A 17960-nucleotide genomic window follows, 5' to 3' on the forward strand; every position below is an offset into this window, starting at 1 on the left:
ATGGCAATTTCTGCGCTTCCGGTGCTCACGTACCCAAATGTACGCTGCGCTCCGGTTCTCGAAATCACCATTTTCGCCACAGCCTGCCGGTTTTTGATTCAGACACTAAGAGAAAGAGGAAACAGCCGGAACGGCTTCGACAGCTGTTTTCGACTGGCAACGCTTTAGAGGTAAGGCTTTGGCCCGGGAGATCATCTACTTTTCGCGTCACGGCGAAACGGACTGGAATGTTTCGCAGCGCATTCAGGGGCAGCTCGATATTGACATCAATGCTCATGGACGCACCCAGGCTGATCGCAATGGCGATATGCTGAAATCGCTAATCGGTGATGGCGCAGGCTTCGATTTCGTGGCAAGCCCATTACGCCGCACGCGCGAGACGATGGAACGCATCCGGCTGCGCATGGGCCTTGATCCTTATGATTTCCGCACCGATCCGCAATTGATGGAAGTGAATTTCGGCGACTGGCAGGGCTTCATGATGGAAGACATTGCCAGGGAGCGGAATGATCTGGTGGAAGCGCGCGCCCGCGACAAGTGGAATTTCGTGCCGCCGGGCACGACTGCGGAAAGCTATATGAGCCTGTCGCAGCGCATTGGCCGCTGGGTTGAGGCCGTGGAATGGCCAACCGTTTGCGTCACGCATGGCGGCTGCATTCGCACATTGTTTTATCTCTATGGCGATCTCGACGGCCATGAGGCCGCCAATCTCTCCATCCCGCAGGACAAGATTCTGAAGTTCGAAAACGGCAAGCTGGAGTGGGTGTAAAGGCGTGGTTGGACTGCGCCTGATCGGCAAATTATGCCTTACGGCGCTTCCTGAATGTCGGTGATGAAGCGGGTATTATCCACCATATCGTAAATGATGATGACCTTCATGCCCTTGTTGATGGCGCTGTAATCGAATTCGCCCGGCAGTTTGTAAGTCTTACCGTCATCGAGTGAAAGCGTTTCGCTATCCTTGTTGATGGACGTGATCTTGCCTTCGGCATCGTCGGCCATGGCGACTGTCGAAAACAGCGAGGCGAGAATGAGGATCAATCCGACCAGATACTGCATGGTTTTCCGTTCCTTTGCCCGCTCTTTCGCCCGGTTTCATTGTCGTGAAGCAAGACTTCACCGAATCGACACCACGTCGCCATTTGTTTATTAGCGACTTGCTCTTTGTTGCCCTCAATCTAGCGTGTCGAATGTGTCAAAAAAAATACCGGAACGGGATGATCCGAAGGAAATTTCGGGTCGGCGGTGGCCATGATTTGACCGATCCCGAAAAGCTCAATAAAACGCCCGGTGAAGTAGCTAGTATCCTGCCCGTCAGGGTTCGCCTCCGGGGCGTTCCGGGGTCATTTTAGTCAGGCGTCGCGCATGTCTCATAATAGTTTCGGTCATCTGTTCCGCGTAACCACCTGGGGCGAAAGCCACGGTCTGGCGCTCGGTTGCATCGTGGATGGGTGCCCGCCCGGCATCACCTTTACCGAAGCTGAAATTCAGTCCTATCTCGACAAGCGCAAACCTGGTCAGTCCAAATATACCACCCAGCGTCGCGAGCCGGATCAGGTGCGCGTGCTATCCGGCGTTCTTCTCGGCGAAGACGGCGTGACCATGACCTCCACCGGCACACCCATCTCAATGATGATCGAAAACACCGATCAACGCTCCAAGGATTATGGCGAGATCGCCCGCCAGTACCGTCCGGGTCATGCCGATTACACCTATGACGTCAAATATGGCATTCGCGATTATCGTGGCGGGGGCCGCTCGTCGGCGCGGGAAACGGCGGCCCGTGTGGCGGCTGGCGCCATTGCGCGCAAGATCGTGCCGGGCCTTGAAGTCAAGGGCGCGCTGGTCGCCATGGGCGTACACGGCATCGACCGCCGCCGCTGGAACTGGTCGGAAGTGGACAACAATCCTTTCTTCTCGCCGGATGCCGGGTCGGTCGAATTGTTCGCGGATTATCTCGACGGCATTCGCAAGAGCGGATCGTCGGTCGGCGCGGTGATCGAGATCGTGGCCGAGGGCGTGCCCGCCGGTATCGGCGCGCCGATCTATGGCAAGCTCGATCAGGATATTGCCAGCCTGCTGATGTCGATCAACGCCGTGAAGGGTGTCGAAATCGGCAATGGCTTTGAGGCTGCCCGCCTGACCGGCGAAGAAAATGCCGATGAAATGCGGATGGGCAATGACGGCACGCCGCTGTTCCTGTCCAACCATGCCGGGGGCATTTTGGGGGGCATCGCCACCGGCGCGCCGGTGGTGGCGCGCTTTGCGGTCAAGCCGACGTCTTCCATTTTGACGCCGCGCCGCTCCATCGACAAGGACGGCAAGGAAGTGGACGTGATGACCAAGGGACGTCACGATCCATGCGTGGGCATCCGCGCCGTGCCGATTGGCGAGGCGATGGTCGCTTGCGCCATTGCGGATCATTATCTGCGTCACCGCGGCCAAACTGGCCGCGTCTGATAAAACGGGGCCAGACCGGACGGATTTAAAAAGGGTGTATGTCGATGAGCTATAATCAGAAGCAGGTTGTGGATGCATTGCGCGCTTTCGAGCGCGGCGAAATCGTCGTCGTCATGGACGATGATGGCCGCGAGAACGAAGGCGACCTGATCGTTGCCGCCGTGCATTGCACGCCGGAAAAGATGGCCTTCATCGTGCGCCACACATCGGGCATCGTCTGCACGCCGATGCCACGTGAGGAAGCGAAGCGCCTCAATCTCGCGCCGATGGTCGCCGAGAATGAATCTGCCCACACCACCGCTTTTACGGTCACGGTTGATTATCGCCATGGTACGACCACCGGTATTTCGGCGGAAGACCGCACGCTGACGGCGCGCAATCTGGCGAACCCGAATGCAGGTGCGGATGATTTTGTGCGTCCCGGCCATATTTTCCCGCTGATCGCGCGCGAAGGCGGCGTTTTGATGCGCTCGGGCCACACCGAAGCTGCCGTCGATCTTTGCAAGCTCGCCAATCTGCCGCCCATCGGCGTCATCTGCGAACTGGTCAATGATGACGGCTCAGTCATGCGCGGCCCCGATGTGACCGCTTTCGCCGAAAAACATTCGCTGCACCGCGTGACGGTGGCAGACCTCATCGCCTATCGCCAGCGCAAGGAAACGCTGGTCAAGCGCGTCGGCGATGCGGCGATCAAGACCTGCGCCGGCAATGCCCATGCCTATACTTACGAACTGCCATGGGAGCCGATGCAGCATGTGGCGGTGGTGTTCGGCGACATTCGCGATGGCGAGGAAGTGCCGGTGCGCCTGCATCGCGAAGACGTGCTGAACGACGTGTTCGGCAAGGGTGGCAGCAATCTCGACGCGATCATGGAGCGCATGGGCAAGGAAGGCCGGGGCGTTCTGGTCTATCTGCGTGAAGGTTCGGTCGGTGTTCGCGCCGATCATCACGATGCGCGCGCCCGCGATAATCTGCCAGGCGAGCATGAAAGCCATGCGGAAGCCCGCGCCCGTGAAGAAGAATGGCGTCAGATCGGCCTTGGCGCGCAGATCCTCAAAGATCTGGGCATCACCTCCATCGTGCTGCTGGCCTCGCGCGAACGTCACTATGTCGGCCTCGAAGGTTTCGGCATCGGCATTGCCCGCACCGAAATCATCTGAAGACTGCAGGCAGGATATGCACAGGGCCGTCATGGTCATGTGCTCGCCTGATGCTATAGTGGACGCATGACGACACGGCTTTACTGGCATCCGATCTATCTGGAACATCTGACACCGTCCGGGCACCCCGAGCGCCCGGATCGCATTCGCGCGCTGATGAGCGAGCTGGAAGGGACAGATTTCTACCGGCTCGACCGGGTCGAGGCATCGAAGGCGAGCGCAGACGCGATCCTTCTCGCCCATCCGGAAGAGCATCTTGATGCGGTGCGCGCCAAAATCCCGGAGCCGGTCGAGGATGAAGAAGCGCCGCAGCCCGTAGTGAAGCTCGACGGCGACACCTATGTCAGCCCGAAAAGCATGGAGGCAGCGCTCACCGCCATCGGCGCAACGATGGGCGCGGTGGATGACGTGTTTTCAGGCGCCGCCAGCAACGGCTTTGTCGCTGCACGCCCCCCGGGCCATCATGCCGAGCGTGAGCGCGCCATGGGCTTTTGCCTGTTCAATTCGATTGCCATTGCGGCTCGTCATGCGCAGCGCCGACACGGTGCCGAGCGGGTCGCCATCATCGATTGGGACGTGCATCATGGCAACGGAACGCAGGATATTTTTCAGGACGATCCAAGCGTTCTGTTCTGCTCCACGCATCAGTTTCCGCTCTATCCCGGCACGGGCGCGAAGGATGAAACCGGCGTCGGCAATATCGTCAATGCGCCGCTATCACCCAATACGGGCAGCCGCGAATTTCGCGAAGCATTTAATAGTCGTGTATTGCCCGCTTTGGACAACTTCCGGCCAGATTTGATCCTTATTTCGGCTGGCTTCGATGCTCATTTTCGCGATCCGCTGGCCGAGATCAATCTCGACGAGGCGGACTTCGACTGGGCGACCGGCAAACTCATGGAACGGGCGGAACGCTTCTGCGATCACCGGCTCGTGAGTGTGCTGGAGGGTGGATATGATCTAGAGGGCTTGTCGCAGTCCGCATCTACGCATATTACGCGGCTGTTGAAAGGATGAATCATGGTAACCGAACCGTCCAACGCCGATATTGCGGTCATGAGCTTCGAGGATGCCCTCAAGCAGCTTGAAAAGATCGTCGATGATCTGGAGCGGGGCGATGTGCCGCTGGAAGAATCCATTCGCATCTATGAGCGCGGCGAAGCGCTGAAGAAGCATTGCGACACGCTGCTGAAATCGGCGGAAGACAAGGTCGAAAAAATCCGCATCGGCCGCGATGGTCAGCCTGTCGGCACGGAACCGCTCGACGCGGAATAGTTAGAACAGCGCCCTGAGTTGAGAGACATAGGGCGCGAGCACGCCGCTCAGCAAATAGGGGCCAAGGCCCCAGCAGAGCGTCCACCCGGCAGCGCCGATCACGTTTGCAGCCAGAAAATGCAGCGGGTTCATATTCATGGAGCCCGCGACAATGCCGTTGAGCTGGCGCAACAGCACGACGAAGCGCGCCGTCGCGACCACATAAAACCCCTTGCTGTCGAACAGCTTTTCAAATTGATCGAGCCTTTCAGGCGTGAGCTTGACCAGATGGCCATAGCGCAGGATCAGCTTGCGCCCGCCGAAATGCCCGATCAGATAGCCGGTGCAATCGCCCAGTACCGCGCCGATAAACACCGCCAGCAGCACGGCTTCGATATTCAGCGTGCCATGCAGCGCCAGAAGCGAGCTTGCGATCAGCGCGCTTTCGCCGGGAAGCGGCGCGCCGAACGACTCGAAATAGACGATGACGAACAGCGCCAACGCGCCATAGGCTGTGATGTAGGGTTCGAGAAAGCTCATAAATTCAACATCTTTGCTGAGAAACCGCTGGTCCTGAAACGCAAACGGCTCCGGCGCGGACCGGAGCCGGAAACATATAAATCAAAATATCAGCCGATAGAACGTTTGCCGGTGATGGCGTGATAGGCCCAAAGCACGATGACTGCGCCGACAATGGCGATGATAAGGCTGATCGGATCGAATGCGCCGGTGACGCCGCGCCCGAACAGTGAAGATGAAAGCACGCCGCCGACGATTGCGCCGACAATACCCAATGCGATGTCAAAGAAGACGCCTTGACCGCTTTTATTAACGATTTTGCTGCCGACGAAGCCAGCAATCAGGCCGAGTATGATCCAGCTTATTACAGACATCTTATATCTCCCGAAGCGCAGATAAACATTTGTTTCGCGCTCGCGGAAAATTTTCATATTTATTGCGCAGAGGCAAGTTAATATGCTTGTCAAAACGAGAAATCGTTTTAACTTCAACTTACCGCATGCACGTCAAGCTGCATGGGATAACAGGGAGTATTGCGTCATGGGTAGTTACGACGATAACTCAAACGGTTCGCCGATCCCCGGCGGCAGTCTTGCCAAGCCAATCATGATTGCACTTGGCGCGTTGCTGGTTGGCAAGATGCTCGGCGGCAGCAAGGAAGAACCCGCACCGACGCAGGCGCAGCCGGTGCCTGACCAGTCTCAGGCTGGCGGCGGCTTGGGCGATCTTCTCGGTGGCCTGCTTGGCGGCGGCGCAGCCGGTAATGCTTCGGCTGCACCATCTGCGGGTCAGGCTGGCGGGCTTGGTGGTGGATTGCTCGGTGGCATTCTCGGCGGGCTTGGTGGCCTGCTTGGTGGCGCTGCTGCGGGCAACGCATCGGCAGCACCTTCCGCGCCGGGTCCGCTCAGCGGTGGCCTTGGCGGCCTGCTGGAACAACTGAACCAGGCAGGTCTTGGTGAAAAGGTTGAATCTTGGGTCGGCCAGGGGCAGAACCACCCCATCGAGCCGGGCCAGCTTGGCGATGCTATTGGCCAGAAGACGCTCAGCGAAATTGCACAGCATGCAGGCATTGACCAGCAGGAATTGCTGAACCAGCTTTCGCAGGTTTTGCCGGGTCTGGTGGACAAGCTGACCGCCAACGGTCAGGTGCCGGACACCAACGCGCTTTCCAAGCTGTTGCAGGGTCGCTAAAGCATTTCCAGCAAAAGTGCGTAGCGCCTACGCGGGGAAATCAGTCCACTGGACTGATTTCTGATCCCGCTTCGATGCGTAGGATAATGCGGCTCTGGAAAAGCGTGGAGCTAGCGCCATATTGATGAATGCGGACCGCACCGGCCTGCCGGTGCGGTTTTGTTTTGAACAGATTTGATCGGCTGGTTTTGCGGCTGATCCGGTTGGAAGGATGTCTCATGAGCTTTTTCCCCTGTCCCGATCCGGTGCTTGGCGACAAGACGACAGTGGATGCGATTGAGACGCTGGTAATTCCGCGCACAAGCGACATTGGCGGGCTGGAAGTGCGCCGCGCGCTGCCAACCGTTCGCCGCAGGCTGGTGGGGCCGTTCATCTTCTTCGACCGCATGGGGCCGGCAGTGCTGCGCGATGGCGATGCGCTCGACGTGCGCCCGCATCCGCATATCGGCCTTTCGACGGTCACCTATCTGTTTGATGGTCATATCCGCCACCGCGACAGCCTCGGTACGGAAATGGTGGTGCGCCCCGGCGATGTGAACCTCATGACAGCCGGGCGCGGTATCGTGCATTCGGAGCGCTCGCCCGAAGAAGAACGCAATGGGCCGCTCTCGATTTCCGGCGTGCAGACATGGCTGGCGCTGCCCGATGCGCTGGAAGAAATCGACCCGCATTTCTATCATACCAATGCGCCCGATCTGCCGTTGATGACGGATCCCGAATTTGACGGTCGCCTGATCATCGGTTCGATGCATGGGCTGAAATCGCCGGTCATCCAGCATGCCGATACGCTTTATGCCGATATCCGCATCAAGCCGCATGGTCGTTTTCCCATCCCGCCGACAGCGGAAGAACGCGCGATCTATACGCTGAGCGGCAATGTGGGCATTGGCGGCGAAGTGTTTCCGCCCGACCGGCTGCTGGCCTTCCGCCCCGGTGACGATATCGTCGTGCAGGCCGGGCCTGAAGGCGCGCATATCATGCTTTTCGGCGGTGCGGCGCTTGGCTCGAAACGTTACATCTGGTGGAATTTCGTTTCATCCTCCAAAGAGCGCATCGAGCAGGCCAAGGAAGAATGGCGCACGGGTCGGTTCGATATCGTGCCGGGCGACGAACAGGATTTCATACCTTTGCCTGAATGATAGCCTTATGGTGTTAGCTTGGGCATATTGGCCCAGATCGGCCTGCGCTGCTTGATCTGGCCACGCTGCTGCTATACCGACGACCAATCCAGATAATCCCAAAGACAGGTTGTTTCGATGTCCCGACCCAACACCCCATTGCTCGACAAGGCGCCGACCCCGGATCGCCTGCGCGCTTTGCCGGAGCAGGACCTGCCGCAACTGACGGCAGAACTGCGCGCCGAGCTGATCGACGCCGTGTCCACCACGGGCGGGCATCTGGGCGCGGGGCTGGGCGTGGTCGAGCTGACGGTCGCGCTGCACCATGTTTTCGATACGCCGCATGACCGCATCATCTGGGATGTCGGCCATCAGGCCTATCCGCACAAGATCCTGACCGGTCGTCGCGACCGCATCCGCACGCTGCGGCAGGAAGGCGGCTTGTCCGGTTTTACCAAGCGTTCCGAGAGCGAATATGATCCATTCGGCGCGGCGCATTCCTCGACGTCGATTTCCGCCGGTCTCGGCATGGCGGTGGCCAGCGATCTTTCCGGCGAAAAGCGCAATGTCATTGCCGTCATCGGCGATGGCTCCATGTCGGCGGGCATGGCCTATGAAGCGATGAACAATGCCGGTGCGCTGGATGCGCGGCTGATCGTGATCCTCAACGACAACGACATGTCTATCGCGCCGCCGACCGGCGCGATGAGCGCCTATCTGGCGCGCCTCGTTTCGGGCCGCACCTATCGCAGCGTCCGCGAAGCCGCCAAGCAGGTAGCGCAGAAACTGCCGAAATTCCTTCAGGACAAGGCGCGCAAGTCGGAAGAATATGCCCGCGCATTCTTCACCGGCGGCACGCTGTTCGAAGAGCTGGGCTTCTATTATGTCGGGCCTATCGACGGGCATAATCTCGACCATCTTCTGCCCGTGCTGAAAAATGTGCGTGACACGCAAAAAGGCCCGGTGCTGATCCATGTGGTGACGCAGAAGGGCAAGGGCTATGCGCCTGCCGAAGCTGCCGCCGACAAATATCATGGCGTCAACAAGTTCGATGTCATCACCGGCAAACAGGCGAAGCCGCCTGCGAATGCGCCGAGCTATACCAAGATTTTCGGCACGAGCCTGATCGAGGAAGCGCGTCACGACGACAAGATCGTGGCGATCACCGCCGCCATGCCGACCGGCACCGGGCTTGACCTTTTCGGCGAAGTTTTTCCGCAGCGCACCTTCGATGTGGGCATTGCCGAACAGCACGCCGTCACATTTGCAGCCGGTCTCGCCAGCGAGGGCTTCAAGCCGTTCTGCGCCATTTATTCGACCTTTCTGCAGCGCGGCTACGATCAGGTCGTGCATGACGTGTCGATCCAGAACCTTCCGGTTCGCTTCCCCATCGACCGCGCCGGTCTGGTGGGTGCCGATGGCGCCACCCATGCAGGCTCCTTCGATACGGGTTTCCTCGCCGCTCTGCCGGGCTTTGTCGTCATGGCGGCTTCCGACGAGGCCGAACTGCGCCATATGGTGCGCACTGCCGCCGAATATGACGAAAGCCCGATTTCCTTCCGCTATCCGCGTGGTGACGGCGTCGGCGTCGATCTGCCGGAACGCGGCTCGGTGCTGGAAATCGGCAAGGGCCGCATCGTGCGCGAAGGCACCAAAGTGGCGCTGCTATCCTTCGGGACGCGGTTGCAGGAATGCCTTGCCGCCGCCGATGAGCTGGGCGCTGCCGGACTTTCGACGACAGTTGCTGATGCGCGCTTTGCCAAGCCGCTCGATCACGATCTCATCCGTCGTCTCGCCCGTGAGCATGAAGTGCTGGTGACGGTAGAAGAGGGTGCGGTAGGCGGCTTTGCCTCGCATGTGCTGCAATTCCTCGCCACCGATGGTTTGCTGGATCGTGGCCTCAAGGTTCGTGCGCTGACGCTGCCCGATCTATATCAGGATCACGGCAAGCCGGATGCGATGTATGCCAGCGCCGGTCTCGACCGTGCCGGTATCGTGCACACGGTCTTTTCGGCGCTTGGCCGCGAAGATATCGCGACACCGTTCCGTGCCTGATTTCAGGGCGCGCCTTGACCAGTTGCTGGTGGAACGCGGATTGTTCGCCACGCGCTCGCGCGCTCGCGATGCGATCCAGCGCGGCACGGTCAAGGTGGATGGCAAAGCCGTCACCAAGCCGGGCCAGACGGCTGCCCACAACGCGGCGATCACGGTGGACGATCCGGCCAGCGCCTATGTCTCGCGCGCGGCGCTCAAGCTGATTGCGGCGCTCGATCATTTCGATCTCGATGTGAAGGGGCGCACGGCGCTCGATATCGGTGCATCGACTGGTGGTTTTACACAGGTGCTTCTGGAACGCGGCGCAAGCCATGTCATCGCCATCGATGTCGGACACGACCAGTTGCACGAGCGCCTGCGTGGTAACGCCCAAGTAACCAACAGGGAAGGCGTTAACGCCCGCGCGCTGGAGCTTATCCATCTCGATGGACGCGACATCGACTGCGTCGTTTCGGATGTGAGCTTCATCTCGCTGAAGCTGGCGCTGCCCCCGGCATTGGCCTTTGCGCAAAAAGATGCTATCTGCGCGCTTCTCGTGAAGCCGCAATTCGAGGCAGGACGTGAAGCCATCGGCAAGGGCGGCATTTTGCGCGACACGGCAGACGGCGAACGCATCGCAGAAGAACTCAAACTTTGGCTTGAGACGCAGCCTGGCTGGCGCGCGCTCGGCCTTTGCCCGTCGCCCATCGAAGGTGGTGATGGCAATCGTGAATATCTCTTGGCAGGAAAGAAAGACCAATGACGACGCCAGTAACGGGGCAAGTTAATATCCGCTCGATTGGTGCGGGCGGCGATGGCGTCGCCAATCTTCCCGATGGTCAGATTTATGTGCCTTTCACCCTGCCGGGCGAAGTGGCCAATGTGGCGCGCGACAAGAACCGCGCGACACTGATGGCCTTGCTGGAAGCCTCGCCAGAACGGCAGGACCCGGCCTGCGAGCATTTCGAAGCCTGCGGCGGTTGTGCGCTGCAACACTGGCAGGACGAACCCTATCGCCTTTGGAAGCGCGAACTGGTGGTCTCGGCCCTGAAGGGCAGGGGCATCGACGTAGAGGTTGAACCGCTGGTGGCTTGCGCGCCGCATACGCGCCGCCGGGCCGTTTTTGCGGTGCGCAAGACCGAGAAGGGCGTTCTGCTCGGCTTCAATCGCCATCTCAGCCACGAAATTATCGATATTGTCGAATGCCCGGTCACCGTGCCGGAAATCATCGCGCGCCTCGACGATTTGCGCGATGTCGGCGCTTTGCTGGCCCCCGGTTCCAAACCGTTCAAGCTGGCGGCCACACTGACGGCATCCGGCCTCGATCTGGCGGCAAGCGGCTGCGGTGTGCTGGATGACGACCAGCGCCGCGCCCTGACCGCGCTGGTCATCAAGAAAGGCTTTGCGCGTCTTTCGCACGAGGGCGAAATCATCGTCGAGCCGAAAAAGCCACTGATCCATTTCGGCAAGGTTCCGGTGCCGGTGCCGCCCGGCTGCTTCCTGCAAGCGACGGCCGAAGCCGAGGAAACCATGACAGCGCTGGTGCTGAACCACGTCGGCAAGGCGAAGCGCGTCGCTGATCTCTTCTGCGGCGTCGGCACGTTTGCCCTTAGAATCGCAGAGAAAAGCGCTGTGCATGCGGTGGAAAGCGATGCGGCTGCGCTGGCGGCGCTCGATCGTGGCGTGCGCCATGTGCAGGGCTTGAAGCCTGTCTCGGTCGAGCGGCGCGACCTGTTCCGCCGTCCGCTGATGCCGAAGGAATTGCTGCCATACAACGCCGTGGTCTTCGATCCGCCGCGTGCGGGCGCCGAAGAACAGGCGCAGGAACTGGCTAAGTCCAAGGTGGAAAGGGTGGTTGCCGTGTCGTGTAACCCGGTGACGCTCGCCCGCGATCTCGCCATTCTGCTGAAGGGCGGCTATCGCATCCAGCGCGTCACGCCCATCGACCAGTTCCTGTGGTCGCCGCATGTGGAAGCGGTGGCGACGCTGGTGAAGAAATAATGCGATAAATGCCGGGCAGAGCGCCCGGCATTTTTATTTCGATCATCAGGGTCAGTTGGCCAGTCCGTCGAAATTCGTCAGAATGGTGGTCCAGCCTTTGATGTGGCCGTCGCGCGCTTCGGGGCTGCGGAATTTGACCTGCTTCAGCGTGATGTCCGTGGTGTTCGGGTCCACTTCCTTCAGGTCTATCGTCACCACGCTGTCGTCCAGCGAATGCGGCGAATTCCACGTGAACGCCAGATGCGCATGGGGGTCTATTTCCAGATAGGTGCCCGAATGCGGCACGTCGCGGTCGACCATGTGCATCAAAATGGAAAAGCGACCGCCTTTCACCGCATCCGTGCTGACATCGGACGGACCGGTGCTGTCGCTTGATGCGCGCATGAATTTCGCCAGCGTTGCGGGCGAGAGCCATGCGTTGAAAACCTTCTCCCGGGGAGCGGCGATCCTGCGATTGACTGTCAGTTCAAGCTCACTCATTTTCCTGTTCCTTCGAAACGAGTACATCCTCCAGCGCCGTCAGGCGCAGTTCCCAGACAGACTTCAGTTCCGCAAACCAGTTTTCCACTTCCCGTACCGGTTCCAGTTCAGCGGCAATGAAATGCTCGCGGCCCAAAGTCTTGCGGGTGACCAATCCAGCCTCCTCCAGCACTTTGATGTGCTTGGAGACCGAGTTGAGCGACATGTCGAAATGAGCGGCGAGCGCAGTCACTCTTGATGGCCCCTCCTGTACGAGCAGCGTCAAGATATGCCGTCGCGTAACGTCTCCGACGGCTTTGAGAATATGTGACAGAGCATCTTCGTTCATTATTCACCCGTAAGGTTGAATATACGCCATCCACGGAAATAGTCAACCATATGGGTGAACGTTTTTCAATGGGCCGTGGTGGCGGTTGCGTGCTTGAGCGCGTTTCGATCTGAATGAATCAGATCGGCGCTCTAAGCTGCTATATTTCAAGCATAATCTTATCGATCCTTGTTTCGCTCCGGTCGGATTATGCTCTAAAAACAAAAACCATCTGTACGGGCGGTACAGATGGTTCAATGCAAAACGAATAAGAAGGCCGCCCTTGCGAGGGGGAGGGCTCACATCTTTTCGATGATTTCGGGATCGCCTTCGCGCGGCTTGCCATTGGCGGCGATGATGGCCGGCACAATGTCTTCCGCCCGGTCGATGACCAGCGGCTGCACCTGATGGGCGGTATGGAGAAACCCTTCCGCACGCATATGGTCGAGCAGCGACAGCATAGGCTGCCAGAAATTGTTGATATTGGCGAAGACCATAGGCTTGCGATGCTTGCCGAGCTGTCCCCAAGTCATCATCTCGACGATTTCCTCGACCGTGCCGATGCCGCCGGGCAGTGTGACGAATGCATCCGACTTCTGGAACATCAGGTGCTTGCGCTCGTGCATATCGTCAACGACGATCAGTTCGGTCAGCTGTTCCGCCTTTTCGAGGCTTGCTTCCTTGTCGAGCAGGAAAGTCGGGATGATGCCGGTGACTTCGCCGCCAGCTTCCATCACGCCCTGCGACACCGCGCCCATGATGCCGCGTGTGCCGCCGCCATAGACAAGGCGCAGGCCGTGTTCGGCGATGGAGCGGCCAAGCGCAAGGCCCGCTTCGCGATAGATGGGGTTCTGGCCCATGGAAGAGCCGCAATAAACGCAAATGGATCGAATCTCAGACATAGTGCTTTTTTGGGCTTTTGCTGCGTAAGCGTCAAGTCGGGCGTCACGCCGCAGAGCCGTAAAATCCGTTCATGTCCTGTACATTCAGCGCCAGTATTCTAAGTCTTATTTTGCAAATCAAATCGGAGTGAATTTGAAAATGTTGTCACCAATGAAATTGTCCGTCGCGCTTTTTGCACTGTCCCTGACCGCCTCCGCGGCATCGGCTGCTGAAATTACCATCAAACTGCCGGACGATACGGCGGTGACGACCAATTCCGTCCTTTATAAATGCGGCGAAAAGGACGTGTCCGTCACCTATTACAATGCCGGTGATATTTCGCTGGCCGAGCTTGAGCTGGATGATGAAACCGTCGTCGCTTCCAACGTCATTTCTGGCTCAGGCGCGAAATATGCCGGTGGGGTTTATGTCTGGTGGACCAAGGGCCCGGAGGCTAGTCTCTACAATCTTATGGACGACCCGGAGCAGGAAAAGCCTACAAGCTGTGCAGAACAATAAGCAAGCTAAGAAAAACCCTCGTAGCTTTCTCTAATTCGGTGCAGATTTGTTGTGGGGGGAAGCCAAAAGCTATAAACCCGTTCTAGAGAGCATTTCCAGCAAAAGTGCGAAGCGGTTTTGCGTTGGATGATGCGCAGAAAAAAATAGATAGCGCGGTTCCAAAGTCTCCGTTTTAACCGGAAACGCGCAAGTCTCTGGCGTGGGTTTCGAAACGAAATGCAGAAGAACAGCTTTGGATTGCTCGGCGCTGGCGTGATGGCGGTTATTGTCGGGCTCGGTCTTTATTGGAACGCGAAAAAGACAGAGCCAGATACGCCGAAGGCCGGCGTTTCCGCGCCCGCCGCTTCCGGCGGCGAACAACAGGCAGCACAGCCGCAAACGCCCCAGACGGAAACACCCCCAGCGCAATCCGCTGCGGCTGCGCCAAAGGCCGATAAGCCGACCACCCCTGCCGAACAGGCTGCCGTTGAACCGGAACAGCAACACCAGACGCCGATCTTCGACGTCTTGCGCGTAGAACCGGACGGTTCCGTGGTGATTGCAGGCAAGGCCATGCCGAATTCGGACGTCGAAGTCGTGGCTGGCGCCAGTGTTCTCGGCAAGGCCAAGGCAGGCCCCAATGGCGATTTCGTCGTGGTGCTGGACGATCCTTTGAAGCCGGGCGATCATCAGCTGGTGTTGCGCGCCTCGGGGCAGGACAAGGTTGCCACTTCCGCCCAAACCGCCATTGTCTCCGTGCCGGATTCAAAAAGCGGACAGGTTCTGGCGCTGGTTGAAGAGCCGGGCGCAGCAAGCCGCCTGATCACCAAGCCCGAAGCGGCTCCCGCGCAGCCCGCCGACAGCGCCTCCGGCCCGTCGAATGGCGCGGCTACAGCGCCGACACCGGGCGAAAGTTCGCAGGCCAAGCCTGCGGAGGAACTTCCGATTGCCATCGAAGCGGTGGAAATCGAAGGAGACGCCATCTTCGTGGCAGGCAACGCCAAGGGCGGAAACCGCGTGATCGTCCATGCCAACGATATTCTGATCGGCTCCAGTGCCGTTTCGCCGGAAGGCCGTTTCCTCGTGCAGAGCACGCAGCCGCTGGCTGTTGCCGATTACATCATTCGCGCCGATCTTCTCGACAATGCCAATCGTATCGTCGCAACTGCGCGTGTGCCGTTCCGTCGCGAGGCTGGCGCGAATATTTCGGCGGTCGCCCCCGCCGCCAGCGGCGCTGCGCCCGCGGAAGCCGGTGCCGAGGACAAGGCCGCGCTCCAAAAGGTCGATGGTTCGGTGATCATCCGCCGCGGCGATAATCTGTGGACGATTTCCAAGCGCGCTTATGGCAAGGGCACACGCTACACGACGATCTATCTGGCCAATCGCGAGCAGATCAGGAATCCGGACCTCATCTGGCCGGGGCAGGTGTTCCACATGCCCAAAGAGCCACTGGGCGATGAGGAAGTGAAGCGCCAGAGGCAGGAACGTCAAAACTGACCAGTCTTCGTTCTACCACGACAGTTGCATTCTTCGTGATGCCGGTCTGCAACGAGCAATTTCCTGTGCTCCGGTGCTCGAAAATCACTCGTTTCGCCACAGCCTGACGAATTTGCAACTGTCGTGCTACTTAACAATCACGATAGCTTGTTTTTACATTCACGGCGTTTTTTGGAAAAGACGCCGTGAAATCTTGTGCTTTAAGGTATAATCGTTTATCGTCGATATACGATGAAGATTTCCATGAATGATCAGCCCGCAGCCGATCTCGGCACGATGGCGAAAGGCGACGAGGATGCCGCGCGGATCTATGCCGCGCTGGGGCATCCGGTGCGTATCGCCATCTTACGGCAGCTGATCCTTGAGGACGCCTGCTGCTGCAAGGACATTGTCGGCAGGCTGGATCTCGCCCAATCCACTGTTTCGCAGCATTTGAAGGTTCTCGTGACCGCAAGGCTGATCGACTATCGACCCGAACGCCAGTCTTCGCGCTACAGCGTCAACTGGCAGCAAATCAATGCCATTCGCACCCACCTTGCCGCATTTGCCGGTGGTTGTTGCACGTTATGATCTGACCCGAAAGAACGCCTGATGAGCTCCTCCAAAACGGTTTCTGCCGAATCCGGCGAAACATTCAAGACCCTGCGCAATCTTTGGCCCTATATGTGGCCCGAGGGCAGGCCGGACCTGCGCATGCGCGTGGTGTGGGCGACGTTCTATCTGGTCATTTCGAAGATCGTACTCATTCTCGTTCCCTATTTCTTCAAATGGGCGACGAATGCGCTGAACGGACAGCTGCAAGCGCCGGGCTATGTGCCGCTCTTCCTGACCGGTACGGTCATGCTGGTGGTGGCCTATAATGGATCGAGGGTCGTGCAGGCCGGTCTCAACCAGCTGCGTGACGCGCTGTTTGCCAGTGTCGGCCAATATGCTGTGCGTCAGCTCGCCTATCGGACGTTCGTGCACATGCACCAGCTTTCGCTGCGCTTTCATCTGGAGCGGCGCACGGGCGGCCTGTCACGCGTGATCGAGCGCGGCACGAAGGGCATCGAAACCATCGTCCGCTTCACCATTCTCAACACGCTGCCGACCATTCTGGAATTTGCAATGACGGCGGTGATCTTCGCCGTCTCCTACGGCATTTCCTATCTGGTCGTCGTCGCGGCGACGGTGTGGCTCTATACGTGGTTCACCATCAAGGCGAGCGACTGGCGCATTAACATCCGTCGCGAGATGAATGATTCCGATACGGACGCCAACACCAAGGCTATCGACTCCCTGCTGAACTTCGAAACCGTGAAATATTTCGGCAACGAGGCGATGGAGGCCAAGCGTTTCGATAGCTCCATGGCGCGTTATGAAAAAGCTGCGACCCAGACCTGGACCTCACTCGGCTGGCTGAACTTCGGTCAGGCGGTGATCTTCGGTGTCGGCATGGCGATCGTCATGGTGATGTCGGCGCTGGAAGTGCGCGCCGGAACGCAATCCATCGGCGATTTCGTGTTCATCAATGCGCTGTTGATGCAGCTTTCCATTCCGCTCAACTTCATCGGCTTCATCTATCGCGAAATCCGTCAGGGTCTGACCGATATCGAACAGATGTTCGACCTGCTCGACGTAAAGCAGGAAGTGAGTGACAAGCCGGATGCCAAGCCGGTGCAGGTCGACAAGGGCGCAATCCGCTTCGATGACGTGCATTTTGCCTATGATTCCAATCGTCCGATCCTCAAGGGCATCAGCTTCGAAGTTCCGGCGGGCAAGACCGTGGCGATTGTCGGGCCTTCGGGCGCGGGCAAGTCCACCATCTCGCGGCTGCTGTTCCGCTTCTACGATATCCAGTCGGGCTCGGTGACCATCGACGGGCAGGATGTCCGCGATGTGACGCAGGAAAGCCTGCGTAAGGTTATCGGCATGGTCCCGCAGGATACGGTGCTGTTCAACGACACCATCGCCTATAATATCCGCTATGGCCGCACCGATGCGACCGAGGAAGAGGTGGAGAAGGCAGCCGAAATGGCGCAGATCTCCCGTTTCATCCAGCATCTGCCGGACGGCTATAAGTCCATGGTGGGCGAGCGCGGCCTGAAGCTTTCAGGTGGCGAAAAGCAGCGCGTGGCGATTGCGCGCACGATCCTGAAAGCACCGCCGATCCTGATCCTCGATGAAGCGACCTCGGCGCTGGACACGGCGACCGAGCAGGAAATCCAGTCGGCGCTGGATATCGTCAGCCGTGGCCGCACGACGCTGGTTATCGCGCACCGCCTTTCAACGGTGATCGGTGCTGATGAAATCATCGTGCTGAAGGATGGCTTGATCGCCGAACGCGGCACCCACCGCCAGCTTCTGAAGCACAAAGGCCTTTATGCTTCGATGTGGGATCGTCAGCGTGAGGCTGACGAGGCCGAAGAACGCCTGCGTCAGGTGCGCGAAAGCGACGATATGGGCGTGGTTGTGCGCGGAACGCCTGCGGCGGAGTGATCACGCCACCTGACAGTCGTGCATAAATTGCGAAATGCATTTTGAGATTCTGGAAGGGATGCGCTACATACGGCGAAACGC

At 58.9% G+C, this 17960-nt stretch carries 20 protein-coding genes; 14 read left to right on the forward strand and 6 right to left on the reverse strand.

The features are described from left to right. The first annotated feature begins 178 nt into the window (after positions 1 to 178). Positions 179 to 769: a histidine phosphatase family protein gene (locus D8666_RS09160; protein ID WP_121537335.1), complete on the forward strand. Its 591-nt coding sequence runs from the start codon at positions 179 to 181 to the stop codon at positions 767 to 769. A 38-nt stretch (positions 770 to 807) separates the two neighbouring features. Here D8666_RS09160 and D8666_RS09165 read toward each other — a convergent pair whose 3' ends face one another. Then, positions 808 to 1059, reverse strand: a complete 252-nt coding sequence (locus D8666_RS09165; RefSeq protein WP_109368449.1) for a DUF1344 domain-containing protein — start codon at positions 1057 to 1059, stop codon at positions 808 to 810. Between the two features lie 306 nt (positions 1060 to 1365). Here D8666_RS09165 and aroC point away from each other — a divergent pair, with 306 nt between their 5' ends. From aroC to D8666_RS09185, 4 genes are all read left to right on the forward strand, one after another. Beyond that, positions 1366 to 2460 (forward strand): chorismate synthase, encoded by a 1095-nt coding sequence (aroC, locus tag D8666_RS09170; protein ID WP_109368450.1) that lies wholly within the window; start codon positions 1366 to 1368, stop codon positions 2458 to 2460. 44 nt (positions 2461 to 2504) lie between these two features. After that, positions 2505 to 3620, forward strand: a complete 1116-nt coding sequence (gene ribB, locus D8666_RS09175) for a 3,4-dihydroxy-2-butanone-4-phosphate synthase (RefSeq protein ID WP_109370180.1) — start codon at positions 2505 to 2507, stop codon at positions 3618 to 3620. A gap of 66 nt (positions 3621 to 3686) precedes the next feature. Then, complete coding sequence (locus D8666_RS09180; RefSeq protein ID WP_109368451.1) at positions 3687 to 4637, forward strand: histone deacetylase family protein; 951 nt, start codon at positions 3687 to 3689, stop codon at positions 4635 to 4637. A 3-nt stretch (positions 4638 to 4640) separates the two neighbouring features. Next, positions 4641 to 4895 carry an exodeoxyribonuclease VII small subunit gene (locus D8666_RS09185; RefSeq protein ID WP_078338030.1) on the forward strand — a complete coding sequence of 85 codons (255 nt, stop codon included), beginning with the start codon at positions 4641 to 4643 and terminating at the stop codon, positions 4893 to 4895. Here D8666_RS09185 and D8666_RS09190 read toward each other — a convergent pair whose 3' ends face one another. Together D8666_RS09190 and D8666_RS09195 are read right to left on the reverse strand one after the other, a co-directional pair. Beyond that, entirely contained in the window at positions 4896 to 5414 is a 519-nt protein-coding gene (locus tag D8666_RS09190) for a DedA family protein (protein WP_109368452.1), read from the reverse strand. It abuts the gene before it with no gap. Between the two features lie 89 nt (positions 5415 to 5503). Continuing rightward, positions 5504 to 5767 carry a GlsB/YeaQ/YmgE family stress response membrane protein gene (locus D8666_RS09195; protein WP_109370181.1) on the reverse strand — a complete coding sequence of 88 codons (264 nt, stop codon included), beginning with the start codon at positions 5765 to 5767 and terminating at the stop codon, positions 5504 to 5506. A gap of 166 nt (positions 5768 to 5933) precedes the next feature. Between D8666_RS09195 and D8666_RS09200 the strand changes: the two genes are divergently transcribed. The 5 genes from D8666_RS09200 (at position 5934) to D8666_RS09225 (ending at position 11737) form a co-directional block, all read left to right on the forward strand. Further along, positions 5934 to 6584 carry a YidB family protein gene (locus D8666_RS09200; RefSeq protein WP_109368453.1) on the forward strand — a complete coding sequence of 217 codons (651 nt, stop codon included), beginning with the start codon at positions 5934 to 5936 and terminating at the stop codon, positions 6582 to 6584. Between the two features lie 218 nt (positions 6585 to 6802). Then, positions 6803 to 7723 carry a pirin family protein gene (locus D8666_RS09210; RefSeq protein ID WP_109368455.1) on the forward strand — a complete coding sequence of 307 codons (921 nt, stop codon included), beginning with the start codon at positions 6803 to 6805 and terminating at the stop codon, positions 7721 to 7723. 117 nt (positions 7724 to 7840) lie between these two features. Further along, on the forward strand, positions 7841 to 9757 hold the full coding sequence (dxs, locus tag D8666_RS09215) for a 1-deoxy-D-xylulose-5-phosphate synthase (protein ID WP_109368456.1): 1917 nt from the start codon (positions 7841 to 7843) through the stop codon (positions 9755 to 9757). Next, on the forward strand, positions 9750 to 10499 hold the full coding sequence (locus D8666_RS09220) for a TlyA family RNA methyltransferase (RefSeq protein WP_235858908.1): 750 nt from the start codon (positions 9750 to 9752) through the stop codon (positions 10497 to 10499). The genes dxs and D8666_RS09220 overlap by 8 nt, the downstream gene beginning before the upstream one ends. Continuing rightward, positions 10496 to 11737: a class I SAM-dependent RNA methyltransferase gene (locus D8666_RS09225; protein WP_109368458.1), complete on the forward strand. Its 1242-nt coding sequence runs from the start codon at positions 10496 to 10498 to the stop codon at positions 11735 to 11737. The genes D8666_RS09220 and D8666_RS09225 overlap by 4 nt, the downstream gene beginning before the upstream one ends. Before the next feature lie 51 nt (positions 11738 to 11788). Here D8666_RS09225 and D8666_RS09230 read toward each other — a convergent pair whose 3' ends face one another. The 3 genes from D8666_RS09230 to D8666_RS09240 all read right to left on the reverse strand — a co-directional run bounded on the left by D8666_RS09230 (position 11789) and on the right by D8666_RS09240 (position 13426). Then, positions 11789 to 12217, reverse strand: coding sequence for an SRPBCC family protein (locus D8666_RS09230; protein WP_109368459.1), 429 nt, complete (start codon positions 12215 to 12217; stop codon positions 11789 to 11791). Further along, positions 12210 to 12545 carry an ArsR/SmtB family transcription factor gene (locus D8666_RS09235; protein ID WP_109368460.1) on the reverse strand — a complete coding sequence of 112 codons (336 nt, stop codon included), beginning with the start codon at positions 12543 to 12545 and terminating at the stop codon, positions 12210 to 12212. Before D8666_RS09235 ends, D8666_RS09230 begins: the two co-directional genes overlap by 8 nt. Before the next feature lie 278 nt (positions 12546 to 12823). Continuing rightward, on the reverse strand, positions 12824 to 13426 hold the full coding sequence (locus D8666_RS09240) for an LOG family protein (protein ID WP_109368461.1): 603 nt from the start codon (positions 13424 to 13426) through the stop codon (positions 12824 to 12826). Between the two features lie 139 nt (positions 13427 to 13565). Here D8666_RS09240 and D8666_RS09245 point away from each other — a divergent pair, with 139 nt between their 5' ends. The 4 genes from D8666_RS09245 (at position 13566) to D8666_RS09260 (ending at position 17879) form a co-directional block, all read left to right on the forward strand. Beyond that, positions 13566 to 13925: an MliC family protein gene (locus tag D8666_RS09245; RefSeq protein ID WP_371830799.1), complete on the forward strand. Its 360-nt coding sequence runs from the start codon at positions 13566 to 13568 to the stop codon at positions 13923 to 13925. 216 nt (positions 13926 to 14141) lie between these two features. After that, on the forward strand, positions 14142 to 15401 hold the full coding sequence (locus tag D8666_RS09250) for a LysM peptidoglycan-binding domain-containing protein (RefSeq protein WP_121537339.1): 1260 nt from the start codon (positions 14142 to 14144) through the stop codon (positions 15399 to 15401). Between the two features lie 243 nt (positions 15402 to 15644). After that, the gene (locus D8666_RS09255) at positions 15645 to 15971 is read left to right on the forward strand and encodes an ArsR/SmtB family transcription factor (protein WP_349496900.1); all 327 of its coding nucleotides are present in this window, start codon (positions 15645 to 15647) and stop codon (positions 15969 to 15971) included. A gap of 21 nt (positions 15972 to 15992) precedes the next feature. Then, positions 15993 to 17879, forward strand: a complete 1887-nt coding sequence (locus D8666_RS09260; RefSeq protein WP_121537341.1) for an ABCB family ABC transporter ATP-binding protein/permease — start codon at positions 15993 to 15995, stop codon at positions 17877 to 17879. The last annotated feature ends 81 nt before the right edge of the window (positions 17880 to 17960 follow it).

Source organism: Ochrobactrum soli, assembly GCF_003664555.1.
In the GTDB taxonomy this organism is placed as follows: Bacteria; Pseudomonadota; Alphaproteobacteria; order Rhizobiales; family Rhizobiaceae; genus Brucella; species Brucella teleogrylli.

Excerpts from the sequence above, each read along its gene's own strand:
- D8666_RS09185 (WP_078338030.1), top strand. The coding sequence starts at position 4,641 with ATGGTAACCGAACCGTCCAACGCCGATATTGCGGTCATGAGCTTCGAG.
- D8666_RS09260 (WP_121537341.1), top strand. The coding sequence starts at position 15,993 with ATGAGCTCCTCCAAAACGGTTTCTGCCGAATCCGGCGAAACATTCAAG.
- D8666_RS09255 (WP_349496900.1), top strand. The coding sequence starts at position 15,645 with ATGAATGATCAGCCCGCAGCCGATCTCGGCACGATGGCGAAAGGCGAC.
- D8666_RS09240 (WP_109368461.1), bottom strand. The coding sequence starts at position 13,426 with ATGTCTGAGATTCGATCCATTTGCGTTTATTGCGGCTCTTCCATGGGC.
- ribB (WP_109370180.1), top strand. The coding sequence starts at position 2,505 with ATGAGCTATAATCAGAAGCAGGTTGTGGATGCATTGCGCGCTTTCGAG.
- D8666_RS09235 (WP_109368460.1), bottom strand. The coding sequence starts at position 12,545 with ATGAACGAAGATGCTCTGTCACATATTCTCAAAGCCGTCGGAGACGTT.
- D8666_RS09225 (WP_109368458.1), top strand. The coding sequence starts at position 10,496 with ATGACGACGCCAGTAACGGGGCAAGTTAATATCCGCTCGATTGGTGCG.
- D8666_RS09210 (WP_109368455.1), top strand. The coding sequence starts at position 6,803 with ATGAGCTTTTTCCCCTGTCCCGATCCGGTGCTTGGCGACAAGACGACA.
- D8666_RS09180 (WP_109368451.1), top strand. The coding sequence starts at position 3,687 with ATGACGACACGGCTTTACTGGCATCCGATCTATCTGGAACATCTGACA.
- D8666_RS09230 (WP_109368459.1), bottom strand. The coding sequence starts at position 12,217 with ATGAGTGAGCTTGAACTGACAGTCAATCGCAGGATCGCCGCTCCCCGG.
- D8666_RS09190 (WP_109368452.1), bottom strand. The coding sequence starts at position 5,414 with ATGAGCTTTCTCGAACCCTACATCACAGCCTATGGCGCGTTGGCGCTG.
- D8666_RS09245 (WP_371830799.1), top strand. The coding sequence starts at position 13,566 with ATGTTGTCACCAATGAAATTGTCCGTCGCGCTTTTTGCACTGTCCCTG.
- D8666_RS09195 (WP_109370181.1), bottom strand. The coding sequence starts at position 5,767 with ATGTCTGTAATAAGCTGGATCATACTCGGCCTGATTGCTGGCTTCGTC.
- D8666_RS09250 (WP_121537339.1), top strand. The coding sequence starts at position 14,142 with ATGCAGAAGAACAGCTTTGGATTGCTCGGCGCTGGCGTGATGGCGGTT.
- D8666_RS09165 (WP_109368449.1), bottom strand. The coding sequence starts at position 1,059 with ATGCAGTATCTGGTCGGATTGATCCTCATTCTCGCCTCGCTGTTTTCG.
- aroC (WP_109368450.1), top strand. The coding sequence starts at position 1,366 with ATGTCTCATAATAGTTTCGGTCATCTGTTCCGCGTAACCACCTGGGGC.
- D8666_RS09200 (WP_109368453.1), top strand. The coding sequence starts at position 5,934 with ATGGGTAGTTACGACGATAACTCAAACGGTTCGCCGATCCCCGGCGGC.
- dxs (WP_109368456.1), top strand. The coding sequence starts at position 7,841 with ATGTCCCGACCCAACACCCCATTGCTCGACAAGGCGCCGACCCCGGAT.